Origin of the sequence: Paenibacillus roseus (assembly GCF_016424485.1) — a bacterium.
Lineage (GTDB): Bacteria > Bacillota > Bacilli > Paenibacillales > Paenibacillaceae > Paenibacillus_D > Paenibacillus_D roseus.
Genome location: NZ_JAELUP010000024.1, coordinates 1 through 25,723, shown reverse-complemented (window position 1 = coordinate 25,723; position 25,723 = coordinate 1). Strand labels below are relative to the sequence as shown.

At 45.9% G+C, this 25,723-nt stretch carries 28 protein-coding genes and 5 tRNA genes; 21 read left to right on the top strand and 12 right to left on the bottom strand.

What is annotated here, in order from left to right; translation table 11 throughout:
* Positions 1-302 precede the first annotated feature (302 nt).
* Positions 303-755, top strand: a complete 453-nt coding sequence (locus tag JFN88_RS08450; protein WP_199018880.1) for a hypothetical protein — start codon at positions 303-305, stop codon at positions 753-755.
* Between the two features lie 160 nt (positions 756-915).
* Here the strand turns inward: JFN88_RS08450 and JFN88_RS08445 are convergent, their stop codons facing one another.
* A complete protein-coding gene (locus JFN88_RS08445; protein WP_332908450.1) occupies positions 916-1,146 on the bottom strand; it encodes a DUF1128 domain-containing protein in 231 nt (76 codons plus the stop codon).
* A gap of 175 nt (positions 1,147-1,321) precedes the next feature.
* On the opposite strand from JFN88_RS08445, the gene yyaC reads away from it, so the two are divergent.
* From yyaC to JFN88_RS08410, 7 genes are all read left to right on the top strand, one after another.
* Positions 1,322-1,906 carry a spore protease YyaC gene (gene yyaC, locus JFN88_RS08440; RefSeq protein WP_332908451.1) on the top strand — a complete coding sequence of 195 codons (585 nt, stop codon included), beginning with the start codon at positions 1,322-1,324 and terminating at the stop codon, positions 1,904-1,906.
* Positions 1,907-1,928: 22 nt separating this feature from the next.
* Positions 1,929-2,759 carry an alpha/beta fold hydrolase gene (locus JFN88_RS08435; protein ID WP_199018879.1) on the top strand — a complete coding sequence of 277 codons (831 nt, stop codon included), beginning with the start codon at positions 1,929-1,931 and terminating at the stop codon, positions 2,757-2,759.
* Between the two features lie 18 nt (positions 2,760-2,777).
* Complete coding sequence (locus JFN88_RS08430; protein WP_199018878.1) at positions 2,778-3,440, top strand: DUF6483 family protein; 663 nt, start codon at positions 2,778-2,780, stop codon at positions 3,438-3,440.
* Positions 3,441-3,450: 10 nt separating this feature from the next.
* On the top strand, positions 3,451-4,626 hold the full coding sequence (locus tag JFN88_RS08425) for a class I SAM-dependent methyltransferase (protein WP_199018877.1): 1,176 nt from the start codon (positions 3,451-3,453) through the stop codon (positions 4,624-4,626).
* Between the two features lie 193 nt (positions 4,627-4,819).
* On the top strand, positions 4,820-6,490 hold the full coding sequence (locus JFN88_RS24970; RefSeq protein ID WP_332908449.1) for a histidine kinase N-terminal 7TM domain-containing diguanylate cyclase: 1,671 nt from the start codon (positions 4,820-4,822) through the stop codon (positions 6,488-6,490).
* 89 nt (positions 6,491-6,579) lie between these two features.
* A complete protein-coding gene (locus tag JFN88_RS08415) occupies positions 6,580-7,662 on the top strand; it encodes an HD-GYP domain-containing protein (protein WP_199018876.1) in 1,083 nt (360 codons plus the stop codon).
* 283 nt (positions 7,663-7,945) lie between these two features.
* Positions 7,946-10,039, top strand: a complete 2,094-nt coding sequence (locus tag JFN88_RS08410) for an O-antigen ligase family protein (protein WP_199018875.1) — start codon at positions 7,946-7,948, stop codon at positions 10,037-10,039.
* A gap of 143 nt (positions 10,040-10,182) precedes the next feature.
* Here JFN88_RS08410 and JFN88_RS08405 read toward each other — a convergent pair whose 3' ends face one another.
* Positions 10,183-10,494: a dehydrogenase gene (locus JFN88_RS08405; protein ID WP_199018912.1), complete on the bottom strand. Its 312-nt coding sequence runs from the start codon at positions 10,492-10,494 to the stop codon at positions 10,183-10,185.
* 93 nt (positions 10,495-10,587) lie between these two features.
* Entirely contained in the window at positions 10,588-11,034 is a 447-nt protein-coding gene (locus tag JFN88_RS08400) for a cupredoxin domain-containing protein (protein ID WP_199018874.1), read from the bottom strand.
* Positions 11,035-11,206: 172 nt separating this feature from the next.
* On the opposite strand from JFN88_RS08400, the gene uptA reads away from it, so the two are divergent.
* From uptA to JFN88_RS08370, 6 genes are all read left to right on the top strand, one after another.
* A complete protein-coding gene (uptA, locus tag JFN88_RS08395) occupies positions 11,207-11,815 on the top strand; it encodes an undecaprenyl phosphate transporter UptA (RefSeq protein ID WP_199018873.1) in 609 nt (202 codons plus the stop codon).
* 120 nt (positions 11,816-11,935) lie between these two features.
* A complete protein-coding gene (locus tag JFN88_RS08390; RefSeq protein ID WP_199018872.1) occupies positions 11,936-12,499 on the top strand; it encodes a thioredoxin family protein in 564 nt (187 codons plus the stop codon).
* Between the two features lie 2 nt (positions 12,500-12,501).
* Positions 12,502-13,140 carry an MBL fold metallo-hydrolase gene (locus JFN88_RS08385; RefSeq protein ID WP_199018871.1) on the top strand — a complete coding sequence of 213 codons (639 nt, stop codon included), beginning with the start codon at positions 12,502-12,504 and terminating at the stop codon, positions 13,138-13,140.
* 165 nt (positions 13,141-13,305) lie between these two features.
* The gene (locus JFN88_RS08380; protein ID WP_269846527.1) at positions 13,306-15,525 is read left to right on the top strand and encodes a Tex family protein; all 2,220 of its coding nucleotides are present in this window, start codon (positions 13,306-13,308) and stop codon (positions 15,523-15,525) included.
* Between the two features lie 140 nt (positions 15,526-15,665).
* Positions 15,666-16,106, top strand: coding sequence for an RrF2 family transcriptional regulator (locus JFN88_RS08375; RefSeq protein ID WP_199018870.1), 441 nt, complete (start codon positions 15,666-15,668; stop codon positions 16,104-16,106).
* Positions 16,107-16,363: 257 nt separating this feature from the next.
* A complete protein-coding gene (locus JFN88_RS08370; protein ID WP_199018869.1) occupies positions 16,364-17,005 on the top strand; it encodes a nitroreductase family protein in 642 nt (213 codons plus the stop codon).
* A 198-nt stretch (positions 17,006-17,203) separates the two neighbouring features.
* Here JFN88_RS08370 and cmpA read toward each other — a convergent pair whose 3' ends face one another.
* Together cmpA and JFN88_RS08360 are read right to left on the bottom strand one after the other, a co-directional pair.
* Positions 17,204-17,350, bottom strand: a complete 147-nt coding sequence (gene cmpA, locus JFN88_RS08365; protein ID WP_199018868.1) for a cortex morphogenetic protein CmpA — start codon at positions 17,348-17,350, stop codon at positions 17,204-17,206.
* 99 nt (positions 17,351-17,449) lie between these two features.
* Positions 17,450-17,803 (bottom strand): hydrolase/acyltransferase, encoded by a 354-nt coding sequence (locus JFN88_RS08360; protein WP_199018867.1) that lies wholly within the window; start codon positions 17,801-17,803, stop codon positions 17,450-17,452.
* Between the two features lie 160 nt (positions 17,804-17,963).
* Here JFN88_RS08360 and JFN88_RS08355 point away from each other — a divergent pair, with 160 nt between their 5' ends.
* From JFN88_RS08355 to JFN88_RS08330, 6 genes are all read left to right on the top strand, one after another.
* Complete coding sequence (locus JFN88_RS08355; RefSeq protein WP_199018910.1) at positions 17,964-18,440, top strand: SprT family protein; 477 nt, start codon at positions 17,964-17,966, stop codon at positions 18,438-18,440.
* Between the two features lie 37 nt (positions 18,441-18,477).
* A tRNA-Asn gene (locus tag JFN88_RS08350) sits at positions 18,478-18,553 on the top strand.
* A gap of 5 nt (positions 18,554-18,558) precedes the next feature.
* A tRNA-Ser gene (locus tag JFN88_RS08345) sits at positions 18,559-18,649 on the top strand.
* Positions 18,650-18,901: 252 nt separating this feature from the next.
* Positions 18,902-18,976 (top strand) — tRNA-Glu (locus JFN88_RS08340).
* Position 18,977: 1 nt separating this feature from the next.
* Positions 18,978-19,053 (top strand) — tRNA-Lys (locus JFN88_RS08335).
* Between the two features lie 51 nt (positions 19,054-19,104).
* Positions 19,105-19,190, top strand: a tRNA-Leu gene (locus JFN88_RS08330).
* Positions 19,191-19,292: 102 nt separating this feature from the next.
* On the opposite strand, the gene JFN88_RS08325 is transcribed toward JFN88_RS08330, so the two are convergent.
* The 5 genes from JFN88_RS08325 to JFN88_RS08305 form a co-directional block, all read right to left on the bottom strand.
* On the bottom strand, positions 19,293-20,414 hold the full coding sequence (locus JFN88_RS08325; protein ID WP_199018866.1) for a site-specific integrase: 1,122 nt from the start codon (positions 20,412-20,414) through the stop codon (positions 19,293-19,295).
* Positions 20,395-20,634, bottom strand: coding sequence for a helix-turn-helix domain-containing protein (locus JFN88_RS08320; RefSeq protein WP_199018865.1), 240 nt, complete (start codon positions 20,632-20,634; stop codon positions 20,395-20,397). Before JFN88_RS08320 ends, JFN88_RS08325 begins: the two co-directional genes overlap by 20 nt.
* Before the next feature lie 52 nt (positions 20,635-20,686).
* Entirely contained in the window at positions 20,687-21,811 is a 1,125-nt protein-coding gene (locus JFN88_RS08315) for a replication initiation factor domain-containing protein (protein ID WP_199018864.1), read from the bottom strand.
* 65 nt (positions 21,812-21,876) lie between these two features.
* Positions 21,877-22,098, bottom strand: coding sequence for a hypothetical protein (locus JFN88_RS08310; protein ID WP_199018863.1), 222 nt, complete (start codon positions 22,096-22,098; stop codon positions 21,877-21,879).
* A gap of 75 nt (positions 22,099-22,173) precedes the next feature.
* Positions 22,174-23,025, bottom strand: coding sequence for a protein rep (locus JFN88_RS08305; RefSeq protein WP_199018862.1), 852 nt, complete (start codon positions 23,023-23,025; stop codon positions 22,174-22,176).
* Positions 23,026-23,352: 327 nt separating this feature from the next.
* On the opposite strand from JFN88_RS08305, the gene JFN88_RS08300 reads away from it, so the two are divergent.
* Positions 23,353-24,072: a LexA family transcriptional regulator gene (locus JFN88_RS08300; RefSeq protein ID WP_199018861.1), complete on the top strand. Its 720-nt coding sequence runs from the start codon at positions 23,353-23,355 to the stop codon at positions 24,070-24,072.
* Positions 24,073-24,563: 491 nt separating this feature from the next.
* Here JFN88_RS08300 and JFN88_RS08295 read toward each other — a convergent pair whose 3' ends face one another.
* Positions 24,564-24,788, bottom strand: a complete 225-nt coding sequence (locus JFN88_RS08295) for a hypothetical protein (RefSeq protein ID WP_199018860.1) — start codon at positions 24,786-24,788, stop codon at positions 24,564-24,566.
* Between the two features lie 307 nt (positions 24,789-25,095).
* Entirely contained in the window at positions 25,096-25,656 is a 561-nt protein-coding gene (locus tag JFN88_RS08290) for a site-specific integrase (RefSeq protein ID WP_233167593.1), read from the bottom strand.
* Positions 25,657-25,723: the final 67 nt, after the last annotated feature.

The following is a 25,723-nucleotide window of genomic DNA, read 5'->3' as shown; positions in this document are numbered from 1 at the left end:
CATTTTCGCTTCCGATGCTGTTTATGTAGGGGAATAATTTCAAAAAAACTTGTTTTTACAGGGAAATCATTACTTTTAGTTCTCCGTTTGTACCTGGCTGACATTTGCAGCAAAGGTATGAACGGGGATTTTTTTATCGAAAAAGAAGGAATTAATGGGTAAATATCGAAATAATTAGTATATTATTTTTGGCTCAACAGATGAAAATAGTGCTTGGCGTATACTGACTCTTGTCAAGCGCTGACGTAGTGGATATCGAGCCTGTGATATATCCCAAAAAATAGATTCCAGGAGGAAAAGAAATGAGCCCGGCTATTATGCCCCTTAATGATTTCATGAATTTAGAAACGGAGGAGCAAGTTGAAAATCTGAAGCGTTGGAAGATGAATTACAAGCTCAAAGATATTCGTGACGCATGGGGCTTCAAGCATTCCGCCCAATACTACATGCTGCTTAAAAAGCTGCGTATTTATGAAAGGGTGGTCAATAAATCAGATAAGTTTTTCCCTGACCAATTGTCAGCAGGCAGAGAAGATGCCTATCGTTCATTTGGCTATGCTCAGGGGCAGCCCGTAACTCATGAGCCAAAGGGGGATTATTTTGACTATCAGCTTAATTTGACATTGAGTGGTCCAGATGTAGCGGACCGGCTGGAGAGAATTGCACATTTTCTCAAAGGGGAAAACAAGCGGGTTCATATCCGTCTTGCTTGTTCTGTAGTGAGTGATGAATCTTCTGGCCAGGAGCAGCAATAACTTTTGAGTAGCCTCTGGGGGTCGGTTTTTCTCCCGTCAGGAGGCCCAAAGTCATTTATGTTCATTCTAAAATACGGTTGGTGTCATTTTGGAAAAAATGGCGTCAACCGTATTTTGCCCTTCATAGGACGGAAAAAGCCGTTTAGCTTAATCCCGCTGTCTACAGTTGACTGCGCAATTTGCCAAGTTCAGAGACTAAAGCTTCTACTTCACTAATGCTAAAATTAGGTTTATCGGCTACAATATCATATAACTCCTTAATTTCTTCATACTGGCTGACACGGAAGTGAGAAGCTTGCATCGCTGCCGCAGTAGCCATTTTCAGCTTGGATTTGATCGCTTCTATCATAAATTCCACGTTTTCCTGTGTTGCTTCGTTAAGATTGGTCACGTCTCGTTCATCCTTTCGGTCGCTCATATTCTTGCCTGACGACATTTTAACATGATTGCTGTTTCTGCGCCATGCTGACCAGCCTGATTGCTGGATTTGGCGTTTTTCAGGTACAATAGAACTACAAGATTGAAGAATCGGCAAGGCAGGGAGAGGGGATGGTGGATTGAAATCCGTGCGAATCAGTACCGGCAATGACAAGGCGCGAAGCCATCAGCGCAGGCTTGCAGCTCTGCGGTCAGAGCCGCATATGGTGCGGAAAAGGATGAATGAGGAAGAACTCCTGGAATTTTTGACAGAAGTCGCCGGCCGCCATCCAAGGCGTGATGAGATGCTGTTCGTTTGCATCGGAACTGATTGCTCGACAGGCGATGCGTTCGGTCCGCTAATCGGCTCGCTGCTGAAAGAGCAGGGCTGGCTCCATGTCATTGGCACCATGAAGCAGCCATGTGACGCTAATCGGCTCGCCGCACTGGAAGAAGAGATCCTGCCGGGCAAAATTGTTTTTGCCATAGATGCTTGCCTTGGCAAACCGCTATCCGTCGGCAGTTATCTTGCTGCGGAAGGCCCAATCCGTCCGGCGCAGGCGGTAGGTGCAATATGGCCGCAAGTGGGTAACTATAGTATAGCAGGCGTAGTGAATATGATTGGACCGAAGCCTTATATGACACTGCAGACAACCTCGCTTCACACAGTCATGCAAATGGCAGCCACGGTCGCTGAACTGATCGGCAAAGCATGGAATGTCGGGGATAAATAATTGTAAAGCGGGTGAATCATTAATGAGGAAAACTACTTTAACCGATCAATATATTATACTGAAAAATGGTTTCAGACTTGCTTACTATGACAGCGGCCAGGAAGCGGACAATAAGGCGACTGTAATACTCCTTCACGGATACTGCGGCAGTTCCGCTTATTGGACAGATCTATTGCCGCAGCTGAAGGAACATGCGCGGGTCATCATACCGGATTTGCGCGGACATGGCGCATCTGAAGCGCAGAATGGTCAGGTATACGAAATGGACAATTTTGCCGGGGACATTCTGGAACTGCTGGATGCATTGGAGCTCAAGAAGACGGCGCTGGTGGGTCATTCACTAGGCGGTTATATTACGCTGGCCGCGGTGAACCGCTACCCGGAGCGCATCAACGGGTTTGCGCTGATTCATTCGACAGCGCTGCCAGACAGTGAAGAAGCGAAACAAAACCGGGATAAGGCTGTGCAAACCATTCGGCAGGGGGGTATACCTGCATTTGCTGACGGGCTTGTGCCGAAGCTGTTTGCTCCCAAGCATCTGGAATCCATGCCGGAGCAGGTCGATCTGGCCAGAAGAATCGGACATGGGACTTCCGCTCAAGGTGCGGCGGCTACAGCGCTCGGGATGAAGGCTCGTCCTGACCGTACCCCTCTGGTGCGTCATGCGACGGTCCCAGTACTGCTGGTTGCGGGAGCAGAGGATCAGGTAATACCTGCGGAGAGTACCTTTCAGGGTGCGGAGGGCAATGCGGGTGTACAAACCCATCTGCTGGAAGGCGCCGGTCATATGGGAATGCTTGAAGCGGCGAGCGGGCTTGCAGAGGTGCTGCAAAAGTTTATCGCGTTAATATAGGAAGGTGTGAGTCGCTTTATGTTTCAAAGGGATTATCTGATGCGGATGATTCACCAGATGAGTGTGGCAATGGGTCAAATTATGGGATTGCGGCAGCAGAAGGAAAATAAGGAAGCGCTCCTGCTTGTCGATGAACTGCTGGAGCGGAATTTTCGAATGAATTCCATGCTGCTGCAATCATTATCCGGAGAGGATATCGTCAGGCTGATGAGCCGGAATGGGCAGACGGATTATGCTGGTCTTCAGTCCATCGCTCTGTTGCTGCGGGAGAAGGCTGCGATCCATGAGGAGGAAGGGGAGACAGGGCTTGCCTTCGGGCTGCGTGTAAAAGCGCTTCATCTTTTGCTCCGCTCGGCGCTGGATCGTTCAGGCACAATTGTAGTCGATCCTGAGCAGGGAGCGCGCGAGTTGGAGCGGCATCTCACTGCGTATGAATTGCCCGTGTCGCTCAACCGTCTGCTCATGGACTGGTATGAGGCCAGCGGCAGGCTGGACGAGGCGGAGAATATGCTGCATGAACTGTTAGAGGACGGAGAGTTGGAGTTTGAGGAAGCCGAGCAATTTTATGTTCGGATGGAGAAGCTCGGCAATGAACGACTGCTGGCAGGCGGTTTATCTATAGAAGAAGTTACAGAAGCATCGGAGTTATTGCATGCGCAATGGAACAAACAAGGAGTGTAGGGAGAAGGAAATGGACAATTGGCAGCAGCAGGTACATCAATGGTTTGAGATACAAAGTCTTCATCAGGCTACGCTCAGTCAGCTTAGACGGAAGGATGCGGGCTTCCCGCTGCGGACGATTATTCGTCCCGTAAGCTTGAAGGCAGGGCTCCATTACCAATTTGAATATCATGAGCAAAACAGGGTTACCCATGATAACCTGCTGCCTGACCAAGCTGCTGCGCGAACGGTAGAGTTGCTCACACAATGCTATCGGCAGGGGTTGTTTAAAACTTCGGAGGCCGATGTTCAGATCCTGATCAGCAAAAAGGGCAAAGCATCCTTGCTCGGCAAGCCGGCTACAACCGGAGCAGCAAAGCAGCCTTTGCTTACACATAACCGCAAAAAGCGCTATGTCCTGGAAGAAGGCGTGCCTGTACAATTTTTAATTGAGCTGGGGATTATGACGAAGGAAGGCAAAATCCACGCCAAGAAGCAGGATAAGTTCAGGCAAATCAATCGTTTCCTGGAGATTGCTTCGGACATGCTGCCCCATTTGCCCAAGGACAGGGAACTGACAATTGTAGATTTTGGCTGCGGCAAATCCTATTTGACCTTTGCTCTGTATCATCTTCTCGTCCACGTACACAATTTGGATATTCGCATCGTGGGTCTGGACCTGAAGACGGATGTTATTGCCTTTTGCAGAGGGCTGGCCGAGCGGCTTGGCTATGACCGCCTTGAATTCATACAAGGGGATATTGCCGAGTATGAAGGCGTTGTCGCGGCCGATATGGTGGTCACTTTGCATGCCTGCGATACGGCTACAGACGCTGCATTGATCAAGGCCGTGCGTTGGGGAGCCTCCGTTATCTTGTCCGTGCCGTGCTGCCAACATGAATTGTTCGCGCAGATTCAAAGCGATACGCTCGCGCCGCTTCTCACCCACGGACTGTTCAGGGAGCGCTTTGCCGCGCTGGCTACCGATGCCTTAAGGGCGCAATTGCTCGAGACGTTAGGTTATAAGACTCAGGTTCTGGAATTTATAGACCCGGAGCATACACCAAAAAATATAATGATTCGCGCTTTCAAGGCTCCAAAAACAGATACTGCACAGAAGTGGAGTGAATATGTAATCTTTCGCGACAGTATCCAGGCTGTCCCACATATGGAGAAGCATCTGTCCGACCTTTTGCCCGAAGCCTAAAAAAAGAAGTCCCAAATTCATTTTTGTGAAAAAAATAGCGATTCCAAGTCATATTTCTTGTCCTCCAAAATTCTAATATGTTAGAATAAGCTACAAGTGTGAGTTCAAATAACGAAAACTTTGAACCGTCCTTGAATGGCGGGTAGTTTTAGTCCCAGAAGAAGTTAGACTATATGTTGAATGGGTGAATCGTGTGGGACTCGGAGTATGGTCGGAATTAATCTATTTTTTAATTCTTTTTATTATGTTTGCCATCATATTTTTGTTTAACACGATCACAGTTCTTCATAAGGTGTATCTTGTCTTTCATTTCCTTATGATGCTGTGGCCGATCAGCCAGTTTGCGGTATTGACGACGGACAATCCCATGTTGCAGCTTTTTTATTTAAAAGCTTCTTTTGTCGGCCTATCCCTACTTGGCTCGGGTTGGCTGATTTTTGCTATTTTCTTAACAGGCCAATCGTATTTGCTAACGAGAATCAGGCTCTTTTGGCTGGGGCTTCCCAGCCTTTTTGCGGCTGCCGGAGTCGTGTGCAATCCTTGGGACTGGTTTGTACTGCCTGTAGACGGGGATTTTAAGGAAAGAGAGTACGGGCCGCTTTTTTGGTTCACCTTAATTACACTCAGCCTGTATATTGTGTTTTCCATCTATCATTTGTACAGCTCCTACCGCACAGCCAAAACATCGCGGCACAGATTGCAAATTGTACTTGCGACCATAGGCATTCTCATATTGTCAACCTTTGCCTTGGCGGACCTCGTTGTTAATGTGGTGTTTGCCGAACAGACGACGATGGTGATCGGTCTGACTTCTTGGGGGATTTTGCTGTCGGGGTTGTATTTTCTCATTGCCATTCAGGTTTTCAAAGTCTTTCATGTCATACGGCTTGACCAGAAGGATGTATTGGACAGCATGAGCACCGGCATTATCGTGCTGGATGAGCACGGCATCGTGCTGGATGTAAATTCGGCGGTCCGGCCGCTTTTCAGTCTTCGGCCCGGTGATTTTCTGGATATCTCCAGGCTTCTTGCTCCACTGCATATCGAAGGGGATGTGAGAGTTTTCCTGAAAGCGTACGAACAACGAAAACCTGAAGGCGCACAGATTGAAATTTCGCTTGGCAGCGATTCGCATATGTCCATCTATACGGCGCCGATTTTTGACTCGGGAATGGCGCTTATCGGAAGGATTATTACGTTTCAGGATGTCAGTGAGCTTAGAAGGCTCGTGGATGAGTCATACAGACAAAATGAGGTGTTGCAGGAACGCAATCGCGCTCTTATGCTGATGCAGGATGAGCTTTACAAGGCGAATCAGTTGCTCGAACAGATGGCGGTGACAGACAGCTTGACCGGTTGCTACAATCGCAGATATTTGATGCAGCAGATGGAACACGAAGTCATGAAGAATATGAGATACCAGATTCCATTCTCGATCTTCCTGTTTGATATTGATTTATTCAAAAATGTGAATGACCGCTTCGGCCATATTATCGGGGATGAGGTTCTCTCAAGTACGGCTGCAGTCGTGAAGAGAATGCTGCGGCGCACGGATGTTCTCGCCCGGTACGGCGGGGAGGAATTTTCCGTCTATTTGCCCCATACCAATGAGGAGCAGGCGCTGCTGCTTGCGCAGAGGGTGAAAGAGGCGGTAGAGTTCAATATTATTCAACCCGGACCCGGCAACCATCCGATCGGGGTGACGATCAGTCTTGGTGTCCTGTCGGTTGACAAAGGAGGACGGATGTCGGTTGAGAACCCGAAGGGCTATTTGCGGGAACTGTTCTCGGAAGCTGACGCCGCGCTTTATGAAGCCAAGCATGGAGGGAGGAACCGAATTGTATCCATATACAGAAAGGCTTGATTCCCGCCTTCTGTTAACTTTTTATTTGCTATTTTTACGTTTACGCGATCCATGACTGTTTATTCCAGCATCGAAAAGGGCGATAATTAATGAGAAGAGTTCAAATCAGATTGGTGAAGGCTGGAGACCGGCTGGCCAAGCCAGTTTTAAGAGAGAATGGTCATGTTCTGCTAGGCCTGGGGGTTGAATTAAATGACCGTTTTATTGAGCGGCTGCGTGACTTGGGGGTAGATAGTGTCTACATTGAGGAGAAGAATACCGAGGACATTATTCCGGAGGAGGTCATTCGTGAGGAAACACGCAAGCAAGCGGTGGATTCTGTCTATAAAGCGATGAATTCAATTATTGAAAATCCGGCCACCAAGGGTAGGGCGGTTGCACCGGAACTGGGCCGTACCTTTCGCCACGTATTCGGACAAATCCTGCAAGATTTGATGGGCCGCCAGGAAATTCTCGTGAATCTGGAGTCGATTCACACCAGTGATGCGTACCTGTTCCAGCATTCGGTAAATGTGGCTGTTCTGGCAGGAATTATTGGGCTTGCCAAAGGCTATAACCGCAATCAGTTGGAGGATCTGGGGATTGGGGCTTTGCTTTTTGACGTTGGCATGACTCAGGTGCCGCAGGAATTGCTGAAAAAGAAGACGGCGCTGAGCAAGGAAGAAATGAAATTTGTGCAGAAGCATACAGTGGAAGGGTTCAATCTGTTGCGCCATCAATATGATTTGTCGTTGCTCTCGGCACACTGTGCTTTGCAGCATCATGAACGCTATGACGGTACGGGCTATCCGCGCGGGCTAAAGAAGGACGAGATACACGAATATGCGCAAATTGTGGCAATCGCGGATGTTTATGACGCATTGACCTCGCCAAGGCCGCATCGTCCCCGCTATACGCCGTCAGAGGCGATTGAGTACTTGTTCGCAGCAGGCAATTCCTATTTTGATGTTGATTTGATTCGCTTGTTCTGCAAGCATATTTCGATTTATCCGGTAGCGACGACTGTGCAGCTCAACTCAGGGCAGATTGGAGTTGTGGTCTCAAATAACTCGCTGGCCGTTCACCGACCCACCGTGAGAATCATTACAGAAGCTGACGGAACGTCTGTGAAAGAGCCTTACGAGATTGATTTAAAGGACAGTCTCCATCTGATGATAGCCAAGGTATTGTAATGAATATCCGTTACCGCAATCATTGGGACAGCCAGGCAGCCGCTGCAATAGAGGCTGTTTTTGTCTTTTTTGGTGGAGGTTTGCAGAGGGAATCGGACTTTAAAGGCGAGCATCGTGTGCATCTATCGAACGGTGACGCATGTTGTTTTGGCGGTGTAATACATTTGGCGAAATTTCCCGTAGAGAATTTCCCGGGAAATCGACATCGGCTGCAAAAGATGCGCGAATGTAAAGTTTAGATTTTGACGAATCGGCGGGGACGTTCCCCGGAAGGGAGGAGGACATGCTGTTCATTTATCGAATGCTTATCTTCACGGCACTTTCTACGTTGCTGATGTACTCGGCCTATCGGTATGGAATGTACTTTGATTCCGATCTATATGGATTGGGGACTGTCCTTTGTGGAACAGCAATCCTTGTATTGGTGTTGGCGCGGATGGGTAGAAGCAGCACCTCCTGGGTTAGCGATGTTATGGCTAAGGGTCGTGTATTTCTGTTGTGGCCATTTGTCATCTCTGCTGCCTACGCTCTCCACTTGCTGGCTGCTCCCTTATCCATTATGGGTACCTTGCAGCAAGCGATGCGCTGGACATTTTTTGGGGTATTCTTTCTTCTTGTATATGCCGCGGCTTCGTCCAAAGGCGGACGTTCGGCGGCAATGCTGGCTATGCAGCTTACAGGAGCATTCATCACTTTTAGCAGTCTCGCTTTCTGGATGGGGTGGGCTGCCTTCCCTGAGGCTTTATTCTATTCCGGCAACGAGCAAATTTCTGCTCTGGGAGCACGATTGGCGGGTTTTTTTCAATATCCGAATATGCTGGCTGCCGTACTGGCTTTTTATAGCTTATGGTATTTTATTTTGCTGTCGAAAGCAGTCCAACTATCCTGGCGATCCATTATTCCGGCGCTTCTCCTTGTGCCTACAATGTTGACGCTGCTATTGACAGAATCAAGAGGCGCCTGGTTCGCCGCGGGCGGGGCATGGCTTGCAGGGTTGTTGATTGTTCGAGGGACACAGCAGAAAGGGTGGCTGTTGTATTCTGCGATTTCCTTGCCGTTGTCGGCATTCATTTGCCGGTTGCTGGCGGGTTATTACAGCGGCGGACAGATTGCCGGCAGCCGGACAGCCGATTCTATAATTGTCTTGGTGTTACTCGCAATTTCAGGCGGTCTAATCATGTTGTTCTGCTTCGCGGTCAAGTCAAAGCGGCTGCTGCAAAGGCCGTTGCAATTATGGCTGTTGCTGGCAGCCGGATTAGCCGGAACAGTAGCGCTGCTGCCCTCATCTTTGGGCGGCAGGCTTGAAAGCGGACAATACGAGACTGCCGGAGCGCGCTGGCTTTTCTATAAGGATGCGCTACGTTTATTCCAGGAAGCGCCTTGGCTTGGACAGGGGGGAGATACCTGGAAAATGCTGTTTGAACGCATTCAGCAGCAGCCTTATGTGGGCAGCAAAGTTCACAGCGGTTATCTGGATATTTTGCTGGACCTGGGAGCTGTTGGGCTGCTGCTGTTGTTCATACTGCTTATTATTATGGTCGTTAAGGTTTGGAGGCAGGAAGCTGTTGATACACTGCCTGCTTTCATTTTGCTGGTGCATGCAGCGGTGGATTTCGATAATGCTTTTGGCTTTTACTGGCTGCTTTTGTTTGGTTACTTTGCTTTATATTTGAGAGAAAGCCCCGTGGAGGGTAATGTGCATTCCTTGGTTCCATTGCATAGATTGAAGCGAAGCAGGCAACTGAATTGGCCATATATGGGGCTGTCAGCAGCTCTTATTCTGTGGCTTGGGGCAGCGGGATGGTCAGGGTGGCGGCTGCATCTGGCTACGGCAGAGAGGGAATCGGCTCTGAGCGTTAAGGAGGGGCATCAGGTTCTGGGGCTTGTTCGCTCGTTGGAGCTCAATCCCTATTGGACACAGACAAGGCTGGAGCTGGCGGCGCTGCTAAGGGCAGAAAACCGTATTCCGTTGCTTCAGGAGGGGTTAAGGCATGAACGGGAGTCGGCAGAGTTGATGTGGCGGCTAGGGGACAGTTATGTAGAGCTTGGTGATTCAGGGCGTGCAATTGCATTTATGAAACAGGCGCTGGAGCGGGATCGGTTCAATAAGGAGCGCCAGACGAAGACGATTGTGGCATTGACGCAGCTTGCCCGCCGATTGGAAAATGAGGGACAGTCCAAAGAATCGCGCCTGACGGCTGAAGCCGCACTGCAAGCTTATGGCGCTTATGAGGCATTGGTTCGGGAGGTAGCCGCGATGCATAACCCTGCCAACGGCCGCCGGTTTGAGATGACAGCGGAGGCAGTGGAATATGCCCGTGCTTGTCGTGAATTGCTAGCCAAGTCAATAGGAGACCCCGGATATGCCTCTGGCTAAGAGGTGTAATTCCGGGGTTTTTTTCAAAATATAAGCATTTATAAACTTTCTTTTTATTAAATGGCTTATATTTCTCCGCGAAACGAAGTTTTTGCCCGTCAAAGGACGGCAAAGCCGTTTACGCTTGAAATGCAAAAGGCAGGCTAACCGCCGAAAGCTTCGCGGAAAGCCCGGCACAACTGATCACGATCGACTTCCCACAGCTCGGCAATTTCTGCACTGACATTTTCGTCCCACCAGTCGGAGAGCAGCTTGCGGTTGCTATGGTTTTCCGTAATCCAGATTAAATTCAAAATCACTTTTTTAAAGTATAGAGACTCCGCTTCTTCCAGCTTCTCCTTGGGAACCCATACCTTGAGTCTCTTGATCGTACGGTAGAGTTCATTGTTGCAGGCGCGGCGGATTTTTCTGGCAGTCGGGTACTGCTGACTGTGCTTTTCATTGGATGGTTTTATAACGGTTCCCTCCCCTCGTACTCATCATATGCGGGCAAACCGCCTGCTGTGCGGACAACAAAGGGGAGAGGGGGCGAATAGAGAACGGTTAAATTACTGTACGACGATATAGCCGACCATCGGACCGCCTCGCTTGAGCTGGGTGTGTGTCAGGCAGACAATCGGATAGGTTCCGGGCTGGTCGGCGGTAAAACGGACGGTCGTTACTTTGCCTTTCTGAACTTCTCCTTTGATGTTCAGCCCTTCGATTATGAAAGGATGGATTTTGCCGTTAATACCGGTAATGTTCAGTTGAACAGGCTCTCCCTTGCGAACGTAAATCGTTCCTGGATCAAAACGGTACACTTCAAGTTCGCTTCCGTCATCTGTTGTTGTTTTGAATTCTCCAGTGACTAGATGGTAGACCTGTTCGTTTTGCGGCGTGCCAGAGACAGACTCGGATCTGCTCCAGAACAGATAACCGCAAGCCAGTATAGCAGCGAGCGCAAGCACGCCTGCGACCCGAAACTGCTTTTTGCTGACGACAAAAATTTTGGACATGATATGACCTCCGTTTGAATGATTTTAGTTGAAATCGGATGAACCGCAGCTCGATTGATTATATGCGGGGGCTTGTCAAGGCATGACTCTTGTAGAATGATGGGCATGCAATATGATAGAATATCTTCGGGGAAAAATTCATACAGACGAAAGAAGGTGTAAATCAAAAGTTATGGATTGGATTTCGAATATCTTACATAGCTTGTTGCAATGGGTAGAGAGCCTTGGAGCATTCGGGATTTTCCTTGGACTGATGCTTGAGGTGATTCCAAGTGAAATTGTGCTTGCTTATGGAGGCTATCTGGTTTCTACGGGAAATGTATCGTTCACGATGGCGGTTGTGTTTGGAACACTGGGTGCGGTTGGTCAAAACTGGGTGCTGTATGCGATTGGCAGATTCGGCGGCAGACCGATTGTCGAAAAATACGGCAAGTACCTCAAAATTAAGCAGAAACATGTTGACACGGCTGAAGGCTGGTTCAAAAAATACGGTGCAGGGATTGTATTCACAGCCCGCTTCGTCCCCGTAATGAGGCAGGTCATTTCGATTCCGGCCGGTATGGCTAGAATGAACTTTGGATTGTTTACACTGCTTACGGCGCTTGCTTCCGTGCCTTGGTCCGTATTGTTTATTTATCTCGGGATGAAGCTCGGCAACCAGTGGGGAGACATTAATGAGGTTGCGGCTCCATACATCAAGCCTTTCATCATTGGTGCACTTGCTCTTGCTATTATTTATTTTCTTGTCAAATATTTGCGCAGCCGCGGTAAAACGCTCTAATATGCGATGTTCTGTTTGTGGATATCCGGTTAAATTTGCTATAATAGGTAAATCACAATTTTGTTGAATTGAACGATATGAGTTGGACGAAAGAGACAAATGAATAAGGAGAGATGAACCATGGGGAAAAATTTGGCTGACAAATTGAATCAGGGAATCAGCCCGCAGCAGTTCAGAGATATAATGGTTAAAAATAAGGAGCGCTTCCACGCCCTTTACGACGAGTTCCAATGGCCGAATGAGGAAGACAAAGAGTATTTCGAATCGCTGAACAACCGCGATGATTTGCGCTGTCTTATTCTGATGGCGGATTGGTGTGGGGACGTTATAGCCAATATTCCTGTTGTCTTCCGTGCGCTGGAGACAGGCGGCGTCCCGATTGATGTTCTGATCAAGGAAGAGCATCCGGAGACGATGCAGCAATTTTTGACATTGGGCGGCGAATCGGTACCGGTTGTCATCTTTGCAGATACGGGCGGACATGTGCTTGGGGAATGGGGACCACGCACGTCATACATTCAAGAGCCGATGGTTGCGTTCAAGAAGAACAATACGGACCGCGAAGCTGCGGACTATCAGGAAAATCTGTCCCAGACGCGTCAAGAGATCGGACGCCGTTACGGAGAGGGCAATTATCAGGCAGACATTCTGAAAGAGCTTCGCGAACTGATCTCCACCTTTTAATCATGAAAATTGATATGTTTTCGCTAGGGCCGCTTCAGACCAATTGCTATCTGATCTCCTCTGAAGCGACCCGCGATGCGGTTGTGATTGATCCGGGCATGAAACCGGATCGGGTGCTGGCGAAGGTAAAAGAGCAAGGGCTGAAGGTTGAAGCAATCTTGCTGACTCATGCGCATTTTGACCATATGGGCGGGGTGGATGAAGTTCGCAAGGCTTGGGGATGTCCAGTATATATTCATGATCTCGAAGCGGAATGGTTGACCGATCCTCGCAAGAACGGTTCGATGAGATGGAGCGAAGTGACGAGCCCCTTGTCGACCGAGCCGGCTGAGTATGCATTGGATGAAGGACAGGTGCTCAAGCTGATTGGTCTGGAATTCCGCGTGTATCACACGCCGGGACATTCTCCCGGAAGTGTGAGCTTTCTGTGCGGTGAGCATCTGTTCTCGGGAGATGTACTGTTCCGGCAGTCTGTGGGGCGCAGCGACTTGCCTGGAGGCAATGAACGTGACCTGTTCGACTCGATCCGCGGCAAGCTGTACACCTTCTCTCCTGAGACCCGCGTCTATCCCGGCCATGGACCACAAACGACAATCGGCTACGAAATGCTGCATAATCCTTATGTAGCCCAGCAGCGATAAAAGCAAGACGATATGCGGCCGTCAAATGGACAAGGCAGGCTTGTCCATTTGACGGTTTTTTGCCGATTCGGTAAACTATTGAAAATCATAGGTTCTGCACAGGCAGCAATCTGGCTAAAGGATGGTGCACGACATTTGACCAAAATAAAAGCAGAGAATGAGGAATTGCTGGAGCAAGTGAAAATCGAGCTGACAGCGGAGCAGAAGGCTGCCCTGCAGCAGCGGATTGAAAAGCAGATTGCAGCCGAGCTGCAAATTCCGCCAGGGAAGGTAAAAGCGGCCGTCGGACTGCTGGTTGAAGGGAATACAATTCCGTTTATTGCCCGTTACCGTAAGGAAATGACAGGGGAACTGGATGAGAATGAGCTGCGCAGCATTGAGGAGCGACTCCAATATCTCCATAATCTGGAGGACCGCAAGCGGGAGGTTATTCGTCTCATTGCCGAGCAGGGCAAGCTGACTGACGAGTTGCAGGCCGCCATTGAGAAATCGGTGAAGCTTCAGGAAGTTGAAGACCTGTATCGTCCGTATCGCCAAAAGCGCAAGACAAGAGCGAGCGTCGCCAGGGAAAAGGGGCTGGAGCCGCTTGCAGACTGGATCTATTCGCAGCCTAAGCAAGGGGAGCCGCTTGTGGAGGCGGCAGCTTATGTGAACGAAGAGAAGGGCGTTGCCACAGCGGAGGAAGCGCTGCAGGGGGCCAAGGATATACTGGCAGAAAATCTTGCCGACGATGCGGCAATTCGGGCCTGGGTGCGCAAATTTACGCAGGATCAGGGGACGCTGCGAACGGAAGCGCGCGATGCTGCCGCCGAGAGTGTCTATGAGATGTATTACAGCTATCAGGAGCCTGTAAAACGGCTGCCGCCACACCGTGTGCTGGCCATTAACCGCGGGGAGCGCGAAGAGGTGTTGCGGGTGCTTCTGGATGTCGATGCCGGACGAATTCACGACTACATAAGCCGCCACATCGTCCGCAAGCACACATCTCCGTCTATCATCGATGTACTGCTTGAGTTAATTCAGGACGCCTACAAGCGGCTGCTCGCGCCTTCTATTGAGCGCGAAGTGCGCGGTGAGCTGACAGAGAAGGCTGAGGAGCATGCCATTCAGATATTCTCCGCCAATCTTCGAAATCTGCTGCTCCAGCCGCCGATTCATGGTCATGTCGTGTTAGGTGTCGATCCGGCTTACCGGACAGGCTGCAAGCTTGCTGTTGTTGATGATACGGGCAAGCTGCTGGAGGTAGATGTCACCTACCCGACTCCGCCTAATAATAAAGTGGAACAGGCAGCCCGAACGATCAATACGATCATTGACAAGTACGGGGTCGAGCTAATTGTTATTGGGAACGGGACGGCTTCAAGGGAAACCGAGCAATTCATCGCAGGCCTGATCAGCGGGCGCAAGGGAACGGGAGGCCGCGGCGGCGAGCTGAAATATATCATTGTCAATGAAGCGGGAGCAAGTGTTTATTCGGCGTCCAAGCTTGCGCAGGAAGAGTTCCCGGCGCTTGACGTGGCCGAGCGAAGTGCGGTCTCGATTGCACGCAGGCTGCAGGACCCTCTGGCCGAACTGGTCAAGATTGAGCCGAAGGCAATCGGTGTCGGACAGTATCAGCATGACGTCAGCCAAAAGCGGCTGGATGAAAGTCTCGGTGGTGTTGTCGAGTCTGCTGTTAACCATGTCGGCGTTGATGTAAATACAGCCTCTCCGTCGCTGCTCTCCTATGTGGCGGGTGTTAACGCAACGATTGCCAAAAATATTGTGAAGTTCCGCGAGGAGAACGGCAAATTCAGCGATCGCAAGCAGCTTCAGAAGGTGCCGCGTCTTGGAGCCAAATCTTATGAGCAGTGCATCGGGTTTTTACGTGTGCCAGGTGGAGACAATCCGCTTGACCGTACGCCGATTCACCCTGAATCCTACAAGGTGGTTGATCTGCTCTTCAAGGAGCTTGGCCTATCGCTCAATCATGTCGGTACAAACGAGCTGGCGGAGAAGCTGCGCGGACTCGACTTGGAGGCTATGGCGCCCCAGCTTGCTGTTGGGGTTCCGACCCTGCGAGATATCGTGGACAGCTTGCTTCGTCCTGGCCGCGATCCCCGGGAGGAACTTCCGCCGCCAATTTTCCATACGGATGTGCTGCAAATTGAGGACCTTAAACCGGGCATGGAGCTTCAGGGAACAGTGCGCAACGTCATTGACTTTGGAGCCTTCGTTGATATCGGTATTAAAAATGACGGTCTGGTCCATATTTCACAACTCAGTGACAAATTCGTCAAGCATCCGATGGATGTTGTGTCGGTCGGCGATAATGTAACGGTATGGGTACTCAGTGTTGATTTGAGAAAAGGCCGTGTTAGTCTGACTATGCGCAATCCAGGGTAACCGTGCAGTAAAATAAGGGAGAAGAGAGGCCTTTTGCAGCGAAAAGGTCTCTTTCTCTTGAACGTTGGCTCGGAATGGGCTAGAATGAATAAAAGTATTAGATAAAAATCATTTTAAACAAACAGACTGGAGGCGTCAGGATGAGAGGAGTAGAAAAGTGCAGCGCCGCGCTTAATCATAAATGGTTTGGCTTGTCACTCCAGGCGCTTGTTGTATTGTCTAAAAACTGCTGTACCTGCCCAAGCTCCACTATTGCCGAGAAACTGCATTCCGAGCCAACTGTGCTTCGGCGCATTCTCGCAACGCTTGCGCGGGAAAATATATTGGAAACCAGAGAAGGGCGAGATGGCGGCTACAGGCTGAAGAAACCGGCTGATCAGATTACTCTTGCAGAAATTTATCGCTCGTTGCGCGTAGGGGAGCCACTCAGCAATGGGATGATTGATACAACAGGCATTCATTCGTTCGGACAGGAAATGAAAGCGGCATTTGCAGACATTGCAGAAGAGATCGACAATCAGGTTTTGAATGTACTGGAACGTCATACGCTTGCGGATTTGGCTGACCGTATCAACCTATAATTATTGCAGTTATAAGTATTGCAATTGTAAATATTGTAGTTGACAGTAGTCGGCTTTCGTCATATACTGTGCAGTATATACAACAGTTAAATTCTGACCATTGAAGTTCAACATCTGAATTTTTTTGAATTTAACTGTGAATATTACATCACAGATGGATTTTGGCAGCCCTGTTATCGGCATTCATCCGTTCAGCTTGGATAGCAGGCTGACTGACCTAATCAAAAAAATAAAAATATGGAGAGGAATGAAGAGAAATGAGTAACGAAGTTGAAGTGAAAACAACCGATTTTTATGAGGTTATCCGTGATCGTCACTCGGTTCGCACCTACGATCCGACTTATAAATTGTCCGGGGAAGAAATCCGCAGCCTGCTAGAAGAGGCGATTTTGGCTCCGTCCTCTTCCAACCTGCAGCCGTGGCGTTTTCTGGTTATTCAGGATCAGGAATTGAAAGAGAAGTTGCTGCCGATTGCCAATAACCAGCAGCAGGTAGTTCAAGCATCGGCTGTTATTGCTGTGCTGGCTGATCTGGAAGGGTTTAAACAAGGTCAACTTATTTATGGACGTTCAGTGGAACAAGGTTTTATGCCTGAAGAAGTGCTGTCTGGCTATGTAGCACGAATTACTGGCTATTACAGCGAGCAACCTGAGCGCTACCGGGACACTGCACTGATTGACGCCGGTTTGATCTCCATGCAGTTGATGCTGGCGGCGAAAGCAAGAGGACTTGATACAGTTCCAATGGGCGGCTATGATTCGGAAAAATTTGTCGAGGCCTTCAACATTCCATCCAACCTCAAGCCAGTCATACTGCTTCCGGTAGGTAAGGCTGTTGGCGAAGGACGCAAATCAGTGCGCCTGACTGTGGATGAAGTAACGACTTGGGAAACGTTCTAAGTCCATCCATGCCAAGATTATTGAAACGATGAAAAAAGCCTGTATTCCTTGCTGTTATCTGTTGCAGCGAGGGACACAGGCTTTTATGCGTTTTTACAAAGTTATTGGCTTTCCATTTAGTATGGGTTCTATTACAATACTAAGCGAATCGATCCGCCCAGGACGGCAAAGCCGCGTACGCTTGTGCTATGGCAGGAACTATGGCATCAAACCGGCTGATTTATGTTTGCCGGAATCTGTTGTTTTGGTTCGGTAAAAGAACCAGCAATCATTGAGTAAACGAATCTGCCGGCGGTCTTTCTTGATGAATGCCCGCATTAATTGATTGCTGAGCCACTGCGGCATACAGATCGCCCTCCTCCAAAGATGGATAATCATATCCTTAATCATATGGGGAAGGGCGAATATCCGTGCAGGTCCGATAATTTTAACCGAGCTTTTGGGTTACAGCTCCGCTTCTTCCTCGTACCACTGCTCCAGTTGTGCTTGCAGGGCGCGAATCTCCGTGAGCAAAGAAATGAGCGGGTAGGATTTTTCCTGAATGCTGGCGAAATCTTTTTCAAGCTCATTGATGTAGTCCAGCCCGTTAGCAATGACCACCGTTGGATCGTGAATTTCGACATCTGCGCACTCTGCGACGGCATAAGGAAGCTGAGGGATATTATCGGCTGTCAGCTTGTCAATTTCTTTATGAAGACGGAGATTAAGGGCGCTAAGCTGATAAGCATGGGATTCGGGCATTTCAACAAAAGACAGGCTTTGCTTGCCCTTCATTAAAATATATCGCATCGTTGGCATATTAAAAGGACTCCCCTCGGGTCAAGAATCTTGGTTCAATTTTTAGAGATTTATTTATGGATGGCAAAGGACTCGCATTTGAAAGAAGCAAGCCAAATCCTCACTTGACAGTTTAGCGCAAAAAGCTTTATAAATTCAAGTATTTTGGGAGAGAATAATGATGAATGATGAAAACCTGCAGCAGTGGGTGGAAAAAATATCGTTGGAATCATTCGGCTTGCCTTTCCGGCATAAAGCTTCCTTCAATTCACGACTCAGAACGACAGGCGGAAGGTATTTTACAAAGTCCCATCATATTGAAATCAATCCGCATCAGTTGACTAGCTATGGTGTTGAAGAAACGGAAAAAATCATCAAGCATGAGCTATGCCATTATCACCTGCACTTGCTCGGGAGAGGCTATCAGCACAGTGATGAGGACTTCAAGCTTTTGCTGGCGAAGGTGGGAGGATCAAGATATTGCCAATCTTTACCGGGTACAGAAATGAAACGCAAGACAATGCCTTATCGCTATATGCTGGTTTGCAAGGCCTGCGGACAGACGTATTTGCGCAAAAGAAAAACGGACCCAAGGAAGTATGCTTGCGGGCGCTGCCGTGGAAAATTACTGTTAAATATACTTGACACTACAAAATGAGCATGGTATATTATTACTTGTCGCAAGAAAATAATATTCCCTGATAGCTCAGTTGGTAGAGCACTCGGCTGTTAACCGAGTTGTCACAGGTTCGAGTCCTGTTCGGGGAGCCATACATGGAGAGATACCCAAGTGGCTCAAGGGGACCCTCTGCTAAGGGGTTAGACTGCGCAAGTGGTGCGAGGGTTCGAATCCCTCTCTCTCCGCCATGCGACTTACGAAACGGACGGGCCGTTGGACGGTCTTTTTTCTTTGCCTGATTGATGTCGTTTTGAGTCGAATACAGATGAGATCGACGGTACGAACAAGTCTTTTAAAAAAAGAACTTGTCAAGCCTGACGAAATGTGATAGTATAGTTTTCGTTGTCAGTCAATTAGGGATGAAGTTGATTCTGGATAAAGAAAAAACTTTCGTTTCGAATGAACTTATACATGGTTTTAAGAATTTGCAACACAGGCATGGCCCGTTGGTCAAGGGGTTAAGACACCTCCCTTTCACGGAGGTAACAGGGGTTCGAATCCCCTACGGGTCACCATGAGCCATTAGCTCAGTTGGTAGAGCACCTGACTTTTAATCAGGGTGTCGAAGGTTCGAGTCCTTCATGGCTCACCATTTGCTTCTCCTCGGAAGTAAATGTATAATATGGAAGCAACTACTTGATTTGCGGTCGTGGTGGAATGGCAGACACGCTATCTTGAGGGGGTAGTGGGTGTATACCCGTGGAGGTTCGAGTCCTCTCGACCGCACCATAACTTGAATGAGCAAACCCTTGATAAACAAGGGTTTTTTGATTTTATTTCTTATTTGAAAGCTCAACTTGAAAAATGTTTCAAATTAATTTTGATTTCTGGTCACGTTCTGGTCACATTGGTTTGGTTTTCCTTAAATAACAGATTAAAAAGATTTTCTGCAACCTCATGCTGCATGTTTGGCATCAAATGAGAATAAGTATCCAGTGTCATTTGAATAGATGCATGGCCCAATCTCTCAGATACAATTTTTGGATGAACATTTTGTTTGAGTAATAACGAGGCATGCGTATGACGTAAATCATGAAATGTTATTTTCCTTAGTCCTGCTTTCAGTATTAAACGATCAAATATCTTCTTTAAATCTCTTGGGAAGAATTGATTTCCCGTATTAGTGCATACAACAAGATTTTTTTGAAATACATATTCACGTGATACTACATTGTAGTATTTATATTGCTGTTCCAATTGCTGAATAGTATGATCGTCTAACGATATGGAACGTATTCCCGAAGCTGTTTTAGCACCTGTATTGAAATGCTTCCCATCATGACTTAAAGTTTGCCTAATAAACACTTTCTTATTTAAGAAATCGACATCCTGCCACCTCAATCCTAAAATTTCTCCTTGCCTCATTCCAGTCATAACAGCTAGAAGAAAGGCGTGGTAATATTTATTCGACGCAGCTATTTCAAGAAACTGTGTTACTTCATGAACGTCCCATACATGGATTTCTTTTCTTTTTACCTTAGGTTTGTCAATTAAGGCCGCTACATTAGTTTGTATTAACTGAAGCTTTTCTGCCTTATTGAGGGCTGTATTGATGATGTTGAAAATTCGTCTAACAGTAGAAGTTGCCAAGCCATTATCCAATAAAGTAGATGTGAATTTTTGAATATCATATGCAGTAATTTTTGACAATGGTATGTCTCCGATAATAGGAATAATATGTGTTCTAACATAAGAATTGTTGATTTGTGCTGTCTGATGACCTATAGAGTATTGCTTATCTTTCATCCATTGTAGTAGATATTCACTCATAAGTAAGGATGAAGACTTGACATAGGTCCCATTATTTAGTTCATTTTGCGCTTTTACAAGTGCGGTATTAGCTTCTCTTTTTGTAGCAAATCCCCTTTTTTTATACTGTTTCCGTTTTCCATTCTCGTAAGCTTCCAACACATAATACCATTTTTTTCCATCCTTATTTACTGAGCCAGACATTTGAAACTCCTTCCTCCAAAGGTGTTCCGTTTAACCAGCCAATGAATACCTCTTTAGAAATTTTGAATCGTTTACCAGTTTTTACGACATGAAACTGACCAGACTTGACTAGCTCGTAGGCTTGTCTGCGACCAATACCTAAAATTCTTTGTACATCTGATACATCAATGACTAGAGATAAATTTTCAAATGTAAATTCATTATCAATTTGTGTATTCATTCTTTTTGCATGACTCCTTACATTCATATTTTAATCCGAAGTTGTTATCAATTTATTGCATGTCTATTGCATTATCCAAAAAGCGGGTCTGATCTTGCTCAAAGAGTCGTCTAAACTCTTGTATGATTTCCATATCTCGGTTAGTCATTTTTTTTGAGCCTTCTTTAATCATCTCTTCTTTCCATTCGTCCTTGATACCGTAGAATGCGAGTTCCATCATTAAGTATGATTTTGATACTTGATTTTTGAACCACGTAGCTGTACGTAATATTGATCGATCAGGCAAAGCAGATGCTAGTCTCTGTGGTTCTACTCCCTTCAGAAACTCTTCCCAAAAAGATGATACTTTCCAACGTCGTTTGTTACTATCCTTGTAATTAAAATCTCGAAATGTTATATAGTCCTTTAGAATACCTGCCGCTAAAACTCCAATGTCTGAATGTTTATTTATCGCATTATTAGCTAAAATTAATTGAATAAATTCGATCGCTCTCTCGTGCCGGAAACGTAGTTCTGTCCGTGTCCATTCAGTAGATTCTAAACCCAATTGTTTAGCTTTCTCATACATACAAACTTGAAATCGAGAAACATCAGAGCCAAAATAAATAGTCATTCCAGTTTTTGCATTCCCATCCGCCCCAAAATATCCATTTGGCGACCAAGATTTGAACTTCATGGTGAGCTCGCCGTTTAAACATTTTTGGAATATATAAGGCACTGTGTAATATTGTCCGAAGTCATCAATTGCTATATCGACTCGTGTGAACTTTGCACCGCGGGAAATCAACGCTTTCATTAAATCAAACCAAAACATATGGTTAGTAGAGAGTTGTACACGTAGCTTTCGGAAAATTATTTCGATATAACGACAACCTTGTCCTGTAATATCCACGTGTATCCCTTGGTTAGACGCACCCTCATAGTAAATATTGATGTTTTCAAAAACTAATGAGTTGGCATATCCCTCATAGTATCTTCTCCCAGGCTTCCAATCCGTAAAATCAATTTGCAATAATTCATTAAAATGCTGTAAAATCTTATCCAGACTAGTTTCCGGGTCAGTAAAAGTAAATCCAAGCCAATCCAAAAGAACTTTTACTGAAGCACGTTTATCGGTACGTTCTGCGGGGGTGTTACTAGTCCCCCCGCATTCAACCTTCGACTGTTCTCTTTCCATAAATTCAGATTCACTACCTCACCTTCTATTACAATGGTTGCCACTATACAGCGGCTGCGCAGCAACTATTGCGACATCATTTTCCTGTTGAAGACGAGACCAAGGGCGCCGGTGCGCTGGCTTGCTCTGGGGCCGGACTCCGTCACGACTGGCACAAGCCAGCACACGCCGTATACATCATTTGCATAAAGGGTGGGCTTGTCCTCCTGAGTTCTGGACTCTGGCCGGCAAAATGAATCGCTACCTACCACTGCGATGATCGACGTCGGAGACGGCGAAACTATCAACCAAACCTGCTCCCGGTATGCTAGCCCATCATCGCTTAAGTAGGGGATTTATCCCCTACACCCCTTGTTTAAAACTTATAAACCAAAAAACTCCTTTAAGCCTCTACTCCAAACAAGCTGTTTTTTGCCATTTGTAGCAGAAACATATTCCCGATATTTTTCAGCATTTGTTAAGTCGCCTGTTTCAACTATTTCCTTAAGCATGTCAAAAGCAGTTATACCGGATTCTGTAATCCGTTGTTTTTCAGTAAGAATGCCATACTTATCTATATAAGCAGACATACTTCTTGAATTATGGAATCTTACTCCATGCTTTCGATTGCATAATAGTCCGTAGGCCCTACAAGCTGTAGACCACATCGCATAAATTTCGTCTTCTAGGATAAAACTCTCCCAAGATTCAATTTCATTTTGATGAAATAACAAGAGATGTATTTGCGGATGCCAACCATTCCCGCCATAGGTTACTTCTAAGGCTCGTATACTGCCAATCAAGCTGAGAGTTAGCTTAAAACGATTATAACTTCTACCTGAACGGAATCTCATCAAAGCGCCCTTTAAGGCGTCTAGTAAGTCATTCAACTTGTCATTAGCTGAATGAATAAAAGAAAGTGTAATCATTGTGCAATGCCCTCCTGCAGCAAACTGAGCCTTGATAGCAGACTGTAATTCAAAGCGTCTTTGCTCGATAATTTTACTGGCACAAAACGGGCAAACCCACACGCTACCACAGACCATAATTACATCAAAATGTGGTGATATTTGTTGATCTATTTCCTCATCAACATTTTCTTTTAATTTGTGTCGTAAACATACACCAATTCGATGTTCGGTTTGCAAAATCTCTTTTGCTACAGACTGCATTCGATAGCGTAAATTCCTATTGTTTGTGTTATCATTTGTATAGCTATTTTCGATCTTGTACACTCCCTTCTTGATTACTTTTTTATCACCAAAAATTACTGAAGAGTAATTACAGATACTACAGTACACTATGTTTACTTACAAGTCAATAAAAAATGAATTATTAGTAAGTTATTTTATATTGATCCTGATTTGATTTGGTTATAGAATAGTTACAAAGAAAAAGGAAACATTAAGTATATGAAAAATAAATCCTTAATTAAAAAAAGGTAGGCCAACAATAATGGCTTCATTACGAACCCCGGCATGAAAGTTCTTTAAAAATGAGAAGTAACTTAACGAAAAAAGGGAATTATTAATTGAATAAATGAAGAAAGGAAGGGGAGTGTTATGGGATATTTTGATTCTCTTTCAAAAATGGTTAAAGAAAGTGGGCTAACACTAAAAGAGATAGCTGATAAATGTGGAGATTACGGTGTAAACATAAATCCTTCTTACATTAGTAAGCTTCAAACAACACGGCAAGCGCCTGCTTCTGATGAAGTAAATATTGCTCTAGCAAAGGTTTGCAAAGCCGATGTTGATAATTTTCGATATGAAGCATTTATCGAAAAATCACCAGAGTTTCTTAAAGATTTTATCGATAAAAATTTACGTATCATTCGAAAAATGAGCGAATTCTACATTGATACTAATTATGAGAATGACATTCCCAGTTCTATTTCGGAAAAAACGAAGAACTTTTCTGATTATGAAATGGTTAATTTCATTTATGAAGAATATCTATTATTGTCTCATCTTGAAACAGATTATGAGGCTGCATTAGAAACAAAAGAAACAATCAAAATGTTTGATGATTCTATGGAACCACGGATTCCTAAAGATACGCTTCTTACTGTAGATGATTCAGAAGTTAATAATGGAGATATAGTATTTGTAATACTCACTGATGGTTCGTTTCTCATCAGAAAATATATTGAGATTCAACAGAAAGACTTCACCAATAAAATCGGGCTTATTAGTGAAAATAGATGGTACTCGTCAAGTACAATTGATAAACATGAGATCAAGACACTACGTAAAGTCAAGTCAATGACTTTACCTATTTAGACTATAATTCTTCTAAATAGAAAAAGAAAATCTTAATCAAATGAATTGTTTACGTAAGCTGAAAAAGAAATATATCATAAAAAGAAATACGTATGTAGTCATGTACAACGAACTTGATGATTGGACTCAATCATCATTTGTATGTTATCCTTAAATATTTTTAAATATTTTTTTGTTAACCACGCTATTAGGATTCTTGAAAATTTTCACGAGCAATTTCCACCTCTCTATTGTTTATCTCCTGGATTTCGGCCACTCCAGCCCGGAGGCTTACGTGCCCGGAATCCATTCGATAACCCCTTAAAAATTTGTGTCTTGTTCCTTCAACTCTCCCCAGTCCTCCTTAGGAAATGACACGGGGGTAATAAAAGCATCACTATGATAAATCTGTGATCCCACAATAAAAGCCGTCTCTTAATTGTAAAAACAGGAAGATTTCAGGTTTGAGACCCTTGTCTTCCTGCTCATATTAAGTAATGATTAAGGTTTGATTAACAAAACTGAATATTTTGGATTGACCCCGTTTGGGATACAATAAATCCCAGTGCTTGAGCCGTTTTAAAGTCTATTTCTCGGCAACCAACAACGATTATTTGGCTAATATTTAATTCTCTTCTAAAGAAGTGTGGTAAAAGGCTAATAGTCTGAGGAAAATCATGTAAAGTAACAATATAGTTATCGTTGCTTTCGTGCAAATAATACGAAATATGAAACATATTTAAACCTCCTAAGCATGGTCACAAAAATGGTCACTTTTTAAAGGAAACTCAAGGATATTCTTGGTATCTAACAATTAAAAGAATCTACAAAATCGTAACTGTAGTTCATGTTTGATAACACTGGGAAATTACCGATAAAAGCCTTTTTTATCTTGAGGGGGTAGTGGGTGTATACCCGTGGAGGTTCGAGTCCTCTCGACCGCACCATAATAAAAATGCTGAAATCCCTTGGTACATAAGGGATTTTTTTATTTGTCTGCAGATCGTACGGGTGACTTCTACCCGCCATCAAAGTGGCTAATTATCATCTTGGGGACGAATTGGGGACGGAAATAGGACGTGGTGCAAACTTATCAAATTTTTCTGCCGTATCGCGGCTTAGCTTCTTCGTTACGTGAGCGTAGATGTCGGCTGTCGTTTGATGTTTAGCATGTCCTAGGCGTTTCTGTACGGCCTTCATGGACGCGCCAGCTTCAATAAGGAGCGTAGCACTGGAATGCCGCAGATCGTGAAACCTGACGCTCTTGAGGGCGTGCCGTTTTACAAACTTAATCCACCACTCGGAAGGGTAGCTATGATAGTATGGCTTCCCGTATCCGCCATGGAATACATACTGTCTGTCGCCACCTAACCACTCCCCCGCAAGTATTGCCTTCTTTCTCTGCAGATCCCATTCCCTTTTATGAACGCGTAATTCATCCATAAACCAATCCGGCATGTCGATCCAGCGTTTGGAGCTTTTAGATTTTGGACCCTTTTCAACAGCCTGACTATTCTCAGTGAGCGAAATGCTTTTTTCTACAGCCACCGCTCCTTTCTCAAAATCAACCTCTGTCCATTCCAGGGCGATTGTAATGCTCCCCAATGTCAAGACACGATTTTCTGAGGAATAAGTTAATCCTCCTTGTCGTGTAGTCTAGCAATTTAGGATG

What these genes read in the sequence shown, in the direction of transcription:
- JFN88_RS08450 (WP_199018880.1), top strand. Translation starts at nt 303, where the DNA reads ATGAGCCCGGCTATTATGCCCCTTAATGATTTCATGAATTTAGAAACG.
- JFN88_RS08400 (WP_199018874.1), bottom strand. Translation starts at nt 11,034, where the DNA reads ATGTCCAAAATTTTTGTCGTCAGCAAAAAGCAGTTTCGGGTCGCAGGC.
- JFN88_RS08385 (WP_199018871.1), top strand. Translation starts at nt 12,502, where the DNA reads ATGAAAATTGATATGTTTTCGCTAGGGCCGCTTCAGACCAATTGCTAT.
- JFN88_RS08375 (WP_199018870.1), top strand. Translation starts at nt 15,666, where the DNA reads ATGAGAGGAGTAGAAAAGTGCAGCGCCGCGCTTAATCATAAATGGTTT.
- JFN88_RS08425 (WP_199018877.1), top strand. Translation starts at nt 3,451, where the DNA reads ATGGACAATTGGCAGCAGCAGGTACATCAATGGTTTGAGATACAAAGT.
- JFN88_RS08435 (WP_199018879.1), top strand. Translation starts at nt 1,929, where the DNA reads ATGAGGAAAACTACTTTAACCGATCAATATATTATACTGAAAAATGGT.
- JFN88_RS08430 (WP_199018878.1), top strand. Translation starts at nt 2,778, where the DNA reads ATGTTTCAAAGGGATTATCTGATGCGGATGATTCACCAGATGAGTGTG.
- JFN88_RS08410 (WP_199018875.1), top strand. Translation starts at nt 7,946, where the DNA reads ATGCTGTTCATTTATCGAATGCTTATCTTCACGGCACTTTCTACGTTG.
- JFN88_RS08295 (WP_199018860.1), bottom strand. Translation starts at nt 24,788, where the DNA reads ATGTTTCATATTTCGTATTATTTGCACGAAAGCAACGATAACTATATT.
- JFN88_RS08325 (WP_199018866.1), bottom strand. Translation starts at nt 20,414, where the DNA reads ATGTCTGGCTCAGTAAATAAGGATGGAAAAAAATGGTATTATGTGTTG.
- JFN88_RS08415 (WP_199018876.1), top strand. Translation starts at nt 6,580, where the DNA reads ATGAGAAGAGTTCAAATCAGATTGGTGAAGGCTGGAGACCGGCTGGCC.
- JFN88_RS08300 (WP_199018861.1), top strand. Translation starts at nt 23,353, where the DNA reads ATGGGATATTTTGATTCTCTTTCAAAAATGGTTAAAGAAAGTGGGCTA.
- JFN88_RS08320 (WP_199018865.1), bottom strand. Translation starts at nt 20,634, where the DNA reads ATGAATACACAAATTGATAATGAATTTACATTTGAAAATTTATCTCTA.
- JFN88_RS08315 (WP_199018864.1), bottom strand. Translation starts at nt 21,811, where the DNA reads ATGGAAAGAGAACAGTCGAAGGTTGAATGCGGGGGGACTAGTAACACC.
- JFN88_RS08390 (WP_199018872.1), top strand. Translation starts at nt 11,936, where the DNA reads ATGGGGAAAAATTTGGCTGACAAATTGAATCAGGGAATCAGCCCGCAG.
- cmpA (WP_199018868.1), bottom strand. Translation starts at nt 17,350, where the DNA reads ATGCCGCAGTGGCTCAGCAATCAATTAATGCGGGCATTCATCAAGAAA.
- JFN88_RS08370 (WP_199018869.1), top strand. Translation starts at nt 16,364, where the DNA reads ATGAGTAACGAAGTTGAAGTGAAAACAACCGATTTTTATGAGGTTATC.
- uptA (WP_199018873.1), top strand. Translation starts at nt 11,207, where the DNA reads ATGGATTGGATTTCGAATATCTTACATAGCTTGTTGCAATGGGTAGAG.
- JFN88_RS08355 (WP_199018910.1), top strand. Translation starts at nt 17,964, where the DNA reads ATGAATGATGAAAACCTGCAGCAGTGGGTGGAAAAAATATCGTTGGAA.
- JFN88_RS08360 (WP_199018867.1), bottom strand. Translation starts at nt 17,803, where the DNA reads ATGCCAACGATGCGATATATTTTAATGAAGGGCAAGCAAAGCCTGTCT.